Source organism: Rhodopseudomonas sp. (assembly GCF_036404135.1).
Classification (GTDB): Bacteria; Pseudomonadota; Alphaproteobacteria; order Rhizobiales; family Xanthobacteraceae; genus Rhodopseudomonas_A.
Genome location: NZ_DASWPE010000063.1, coordinates 22,456 through 28,636 on the forward strand (window position 1 = coordinate 22,456; position 6,181 = coordinate 28,636).

A 6,181-nucleotide genomic window follows, 5' to 3' on the forward strand; every position below is an offset into this window, starting at 1 on the left:
GCGCACGCCTCACGGATCTTCGCACAAAGGCTGGGGTCGGCGCGATGGCGCGGGCCGGCGAACAGCGATATAAGCCGTCGATCGACCCCGGCTGGGAGCGCACGACCGCCAGATGACCATCCCTTGGCTTTATTTCGGGCTTGCGCTCGGCATCAGTCTGTTGGTTTCGGCGGCGGGGTTTTCGCGGGTCTACTACTTCGTCAGCGTGTGTTACGCCGGATCGATCGCCGCACAAAGCGTGGTGATGGCGCTGCTGTTTCAGGACAGCATCTCCGGCTGGGCGCTGCTGCAACTGTTGCTGCTGTTCGTCTATGGCGTGCGGCTCGCCGGCTTTCTGTTGATGCGCGAGCGCAGCGCCGCCTACCAGAAAGAGCTGGCGGCGATCGAGCTGCGCACCGCCAAGGTGACGGAGAACCAGAAGCGCTGGATCTGGTTCGGCGTCAGCCTGCTGTTTTCGCTATTGTTCCTGCCGGCGTTGCTGGCGCTGTCGGCGCAGCAGCAGGGCGTTGCGGTGGCCTCGCTGCCGTTTGGCGTGGCGGTGATGCTGCTCGGGCTTGGGCTGGAGAGCTGGGCCGACTGGCAGAAATATCGCTTCAAGTCCGCCAACCCGTCGCGGTTCTGCGACGTCGAGCTGTATCGCGTGGTGCGCTGCCCGAATTATCTCGGCGAGATGCTGTTCTGGCTCGGGGTGTGGCTGTCGGCGGTGTCGGCCTATCAGTCGGCGCTGAGCTGGCTCCTGACCAGCGTGGCGCTGGTCTATATGCAGCTGTTGATGGTGGGCGCTGCGCGCAACGTCGAATTGAAGCAGGACGAGCGCTACGGCGCGCAGCCCGACTACCAGGCCTATGTGCGCAGCGTACCGATCCTGTTGCCCTGGCTGCCGGTGTATTCGCTGCGCAAGCTGAAATTCCTGGTGCACTGACGCGGGCTTCGCTGCGGCGAGCGTCGCCGCTTAGGCCGCGCCGCCACCGGGCGACGCGGCCGCGGCGGTTACATCATGCCCGATTTCATCATGCTCATCTTCTGCGCCTTCATGTAGTGCGAGCAGGCGCCGCGCATGTTGCCCTTGCTGATCTCGGTGTTGGCCATGCCGATTTCCTTCTGCATGCCGATCTTGCCGGGGCTGTCCGGCATGACCATCAGCGCGGCCTGCGACTTGGCCATGTTGTCCCCGGTGCAGGGCATCATTGCGGCGGAGGCCGGGGTCAGGGTCGATAGGGCCAGGGCCGACAGTAGGACGGCGGCGAGCATGTGCTTCTGCATTTGGAACCTCCTTTGGGATAAAACCAGCGTGACGCTGGCCCAAAGGATACGTTTTCACTGTGACAACCGTTTCCCCGGCAAGTTTATTTTCTATGCTGCGGTGCACGCGCACGCCCGCGAAGCAATCAGGCGGGCGCCTTGCGGCACCCGCCTGATTGTCCGGTCGATGGTGGCTTAGCGCGACGGATTGGACGTGCCGTTGGCGGGCGGCGCCGCCGGCGCGCTGCCGGTGGTGGTGCCGGCGTCGCGGTTCGCCGCGGTGTTGGTCGATGACACGTTCATGCCGTAATACAACGCGCCGATCAGGATCACCACCGCGGCGGCAAACGCCGCGATCCGGCCGCCGCTCATACGGCTGCTGCCGAGCGCTGCATCGGCCTGTAATTCCTGGTCGAGCCGCAGCGCGCGCTCGGCGTCCGCCGGATCGCGCTGATAGGGGTCGTTGTCCGAAGGCTGATACGGGGCAGTTTCGGACCGCGGGTTTTCCGCATGCAGGTACGGGTCGTTCTCCGCCCGCTGGTGCGGGACCTCTTCGGAACCCGGATAGGGGTCGTGCTCGGGCTGTCGGGGTTGCGCCATGACGGTCTGCTCCTCGTTGCGGTTGCGGGACAACCCGCGCACAACGAGATCGGTTCCGGCCGCGGGCCGAGTTCCACGAACGAATCGTCGCAGCCTGAAAGATCCGGCGAGGCCGAGCTTTAGGTCCGGGCGCACAAAACCGCGTGACAGAAAATTGCCCCCCGACCGCCCGGCGCCGCCGCGCGACGAATTTCCGTGCCTAGCCGCGCCATGAAATTGCGTTTGCGCGGCGGGCCGCGGCATTCCGATTATTGTGATGCGCGGGCGTGAAATTCCGACATACAGTACTTAGAACAAGTCAAAGGCGCGGCGAAAATGGCCCGCCGCCAAAGGCCACAAGGCTGCATGAGGGTGGGATGGGTATCGACCAGGGCGCGATCAGTCTTGATCAGAAATATACGCAAGGCTCCGGGCATATCTTCCTCACCGGGATCCAGGCGCTGGTGCGGCTGCCGATGGCGCAGATCCGCCGCGACCGCGCCATGGGCCTCAACACCGCGGGATTTGTCACCGGCTATCGCGGTTCGCCGCTCGGCGGCTACGACCAGCAGCTCCACGCCGCCCGCAAACATCTCGAACAGTACAACGTCAAGTTTCAGCCCGGCGTCAACGAGGACCTCGCCGCCACCGCGATCTGGGGCAGCCAGCAGCTCAATTTGTCGCCGGGCGCACGCCACGACGGCGTGGTCGGGATCTGGTACGGCAAGGGGCCGGGCGTCGACCGCTGCGGCGACGTGTTCCGCCACGCCAACGCCGCGGGCTCCGCCAGGCATGGCGGCGTGCTGTGCCTGGCCGGCGACGACCACGGCGCCAAATCCTCCACCGTGCCGCATCAGTCCGACCATGCCTTCATTGCCGCCTTGATGCCCTATCTCTATCCGTCGTCGATCCACGAGATCATCGAGATGGGCCTGTTGGGCATCGCGATGTCGCGCTATTCCGGCTGCTGGGTCGGCATGAAGGTGATCACCGAGACGGTGGAGACCACCGCCGAGATCAACCTCAATGACGAGATGACGCCGTTCGTGATCCCGAGCGATTTTGCGATGCCGCCGGGCGGGCTCAATCTGCGTTGGCCCGACGACCGCTTCGATCAGGACCGCCGGCTGCAGGACTATAAGGGCTTCGCCGCGATCGCCTTCGCCCGCGCCAACAGGATCAACCGCGTCACCATGGATTGCCCGAACGCGCGGTTCGGCATCATGGCGTCTGGCAAGAGCTACGAGGACGTCCGCCAGGCGCTGCGCGAGCTCGGGATTACCGAGCAGGTCGCGGCACGGATCGGCTTGCGGCTCTACAAGATCGGCATGCCGTGGCCGCTGGAGCCGCAGGGCGTGCGTGACTTCGCCCACGGGCTCGAGGAAATCTTCGTGGTCGAGGAACGCCGCGAGATCGTCGAGAACCAGGTCAAGCAGGCTCTGTTCCACGCCGCCGATGGCGCGCGGCCGCGCATCATCGGCAAGATGGACGATCACAACCATCGCTTCCTGCCGTTCGCGGACGAACTCAGCGTTGCCAAGGTGGCGACCTCGCTGGTCGAGCGATTGCTGGCGATGCAGATCGATCCCGAGATTGCCGCCTTGCTACGTGCCAAGGCCGACTGGTTTCACGGCCGCGACGCCTCCCAGGTGCAGGCGGTGGTGCCGATCACCCGCACGCCGTATTTCTGCTCGGGTTGTCCGCACAACACCTCGACCAAGGTGCCGGAAGGCAGCCGGGCGCTCGCCGGGATCGGCTGCCACTTCATGACGCTGTGGATGGATCGCTCGACCTCGACCTTCACCCACATGGGCGGCGAGGGCGTGCCATGGACCGGCATCGCGCCGTTCACCGACGAGAAGCACATCTTCGCCAATCTCGGCGACGGCACTTACTTCCATTCTGGTTCGCTGGCGATCCGGCAGTCGATCGCCTCCAAGGCCAACATCACCTACAAGATCCTCTACAACGACGCGGTGGCGATGACCGGCGGGCAGCGCCATGACGGCGAGCTGTCGCCGCAGCAGATCACCTTCCAGCTCCACGCCGAAGGCATCCGCGAGATCTATCTGGTGTCGGAGCATCCCGACGCCTATCCCGCGGCGAGCATTGCGCCCGGCACCAAGCTTGCGCATCGCGACGAACTCGACACCGTGATGAAGACGCTGCGCGAGGTGAAGGGCGCGTCCGCCATCGTATTCGTGCAGACCTGTGCCGCGGAAAAGCGCCGGCGCCGTAAACGGGGGACGCTGGAAGACCCGCAGCGCCGCGTGGTGATCAACGCCGCGGTGTGCGAAGGCTGCGGCGATTGCTCGGTGCAGTCGAACTGCATTTCGGTGGAGCCTTTGGAGACCGAACTCGGCCGCAAGCGCACCATCAATCAATCAAGCTGCAACAAGGATTATTCCTGCCTGAAAGGTTTCTGCCCGTCCTTCGTCACCATCGAGGGCGGAAAATTGCGCCGTCGCGCCCCGGTCGATCTCGCCGATCTCGGAGAATTGCCGGAGCCCGCGTCGCTGCCAACCCTGGAACGGCCCTACAACGTCGCGGTCGGCGGGGTCGGCGGCACCGGCGTCTTGACCATCGGCGCGCTCTTGGGCATGGCCGCCCATATCGAGGGCAAGGCCTCGATGATCCTCGACATGTCGGGGCTGGCGCAAAAGGGCGGCGCGGTGCTCAGCCACGTGCGGCTGTCGGGGAGTCCCGAGGACGTCACCTGTTCGCGGATCGTCACCGGCACCGCGGATCTGTTGATCGTCGCCGACGAGGTGATGGCGATTTCGAAAGAGACCATCTCGCTGTGCGAATCCGGCCGCACCCATGGCGTGGTCAACACCCATCTGATCCCGATCGCGGATTTCATCCGCAACCGCGATTTCGATTTTCAGACCGGCCGCGTCAACGGCGTGCTGGCCGCGGCGCTGCGCAAGGACTCCGCCTTCATCGATTTCACCAAGGCGGCCGAAGCGCTGCTCGGGGATTCCATCGCCACCAACATGATGATGATGGGCTTTGCCTATCAGCGCGGGCTGTTGCCGCTCAAAGCCGCCTCGATCGAGCAGGCGATCGAACTGAACGGCGTCTCGATCAAGATGAACAGCCAGGCGTTCAAGCTTGGCCGGCTGGCGGTGGCCGATCCTTCGCGGCTCGCCGCGATGCTGCACGGCGCCGACGATACCGTCGCCGCGAAGACGCAGGACGAGATGCCGCTCGACGAGATCATCGCGCATCGCAGCGCGATGCTGACCGATTACCAGAACGCCCGGCTTGCCGCGCGCTATCGCGCGCTGGTCGACCGGGTCCGCGCCGCGGCGGAAGGCGGCGGCTATGGCGAGGCGCTGCCCCGCGCGGTGGCGATCAACTATGCCAAGCTTCTGGCCTATAAGGACGAATACGAAGTGGCGCGGCTGTTGACCGACAAAGCCTTCGAACACAGCATCCATGAGCGCTTCGAGGGCGACTACAAGGTCAATTTCCATCTGGCGCCGCCGATCCTGCCCGGGCTCGACGTCACCGGGCGGCCGAAGAAGCGGCAGTTCGGCGAAGCGATGCGGCCCTTGTTCAAGACGCTGGCCAAGCTGCGCGTCCTGCGCGGCACGCCGTTCGATCTGTTCGGCTATCATCCGGAGCGCAAGCTGGAGCGCGACCTGATCGCCGGCTATGAGAAGGACGTCGCCACCGTGCTGGCGCGGCTGTCGCCGCGCACCGTGTCATTCGCAGTGGAATTGCTGTCGCTGCCGGATCGGATCCGCGGCTACGGCCCGATCAAGGAAAAGGCGGTGCAGGACGCCAAGGTGCGCTACGCCGAACTGGCCCGCGAGATCGCCGATCCGCCGCCGCTGCCGTTGCCGCAACTCGCCGCGGAGTAGGGCGGGGGCCGCGCCCCTGCTACGCGCATCGTGGCCTCGGAGAATTTGGTTCTGCAGCTGGCGCAGCGCCGTCGCCCTTCGAGGCTCGCCGCGATGATATCGGGGGCTGCCGAGCCAGACCTTGCTGCATCGTGTCCCGGACGCGCTGCAGCGTTCCTCACGCTGCTGCGCAGGCGTCGTACCCCTTGCTCGCAGGGCTATCGCATACGGCTTTGGGGAGCGTGCGGAGCGCACCTCGGCCGCGAAGTGGCCTCTGCATTTCAACGGGTCGTCCCTGCGCATGCAGGGACCCATACGGCGCGGAGTCGCAATTTGGCGCCGTGGTTGAGGTCCTTTCTTCATCTCTGAATCCAGGGGTGATGGGTCCCTGCGTGCGCACTAAGGCATGCACACATCTCTGAGGCTCCATCCTGCGGCGATGGCGGAGAAGCGTTCGAGGCCGTGCTTGAAGGTGATGGGGCCGGGAGGTTTGGACGATGGATAGCCGTCCC

The 6,181-nt window shown here is 65.2% G+C and carries 4 protein-coding genes; 2 read left to right on the plus strand and 2 right to left on the minus strand.

Annotated elements, in window-relative coordinates; translation table 11 throughout:
* Window positions 1-112 precede the first annotated feature (112 nt).
* Entirely contained in the window at window positions 113-922 is an 810-nt protein-coding gene (locus tag VGC77_RS07210) for a DUF1295 domain-containing protein (RefSeq protein ID WP_331170890.1), read from the plus strand.
* A 68-nt stretch (window positions 923-990) separates the two neighbouring features.
* On the opposite strand, the gene VGC77_RS07215 is transcribed toward VGC77_RS07210, so the two are convergent.
* Both VGC77_RS07215 and VGC77_RS07220 read right to left on the minus strand, forming a co-directional pair.
* A complete protein-coding gene (locus tag VGC77_RS07215; protein WP_331170891.1) occupies window positions 991-1,263 on the minus strand; it encodes a hypothetical protein in 273 nt (90 codons plus the stop codon).
* A gap of 174 nt (window positions 1,264-1,437) precedes the next feature.
* Window positions 1,438-1,842: a hypothetical protein gene (locus tag VGC77_RS07220; RefSeq protein WP_331170892.1), complete on the minus strand. Its 405-nt coding sequence runs from the start codon at window positions 1,840-1,842 to the stop codon at window positions 1,438-1,440.
* A gap of 356 nt (window positions 1,843-2,198) precedes the next feature.
* Here VGC77_RS07220 and VGC77_RS07225 point away from each other — a divergent pair, with 356 nt between their 5' ends.
* Window positions 2,199-5,690: an indolepyruvate ferredoxin oxidoreductase family protein gene (locus tag VGC77_RS07225; protein WP_331170893.1), complete on the plus strand. Its 3,492-nt coding sequence runs from the start codon at window positions 2,199-2,201 to the stop codon at window positions 5,688-5,690.
* Window positions 5,691-6,181 lie beyond the last annotated feature (491 nt).

Bases quoted from the DNA above. Each gene is read 5' to 3' on its own strand.
- VGC77_RS07210 (WP_331170890.1), top strand. From the start codon at position 113: ATGACCATCCCTTGGCTTTATTTCGGGCTTGCGCTCGGCATCAGTCTG.
- VGC77_RS07225 (WP_331170893.1), top strand. From the start codon at position 2,199: ATGGGTATCGACCAGGGCGCGATCAGTCTTGATCAGAAATATACGCAA.
- VGC77_RS07215 (WP_331170891.1), bottom strand. From the start codon at position 1,263: ATGCAGAAGCACATGCTCGCCGCCGTCCTACTGTCGGCCCTGGCCCTA.
- VGC77_RS07220 (WP_331170892.1), bottom strand. From the start codon at position 1,842: ATGGCGCAACCCCGACAGCCCGAGCACGACCCCTATCCGGGTTCCGAA.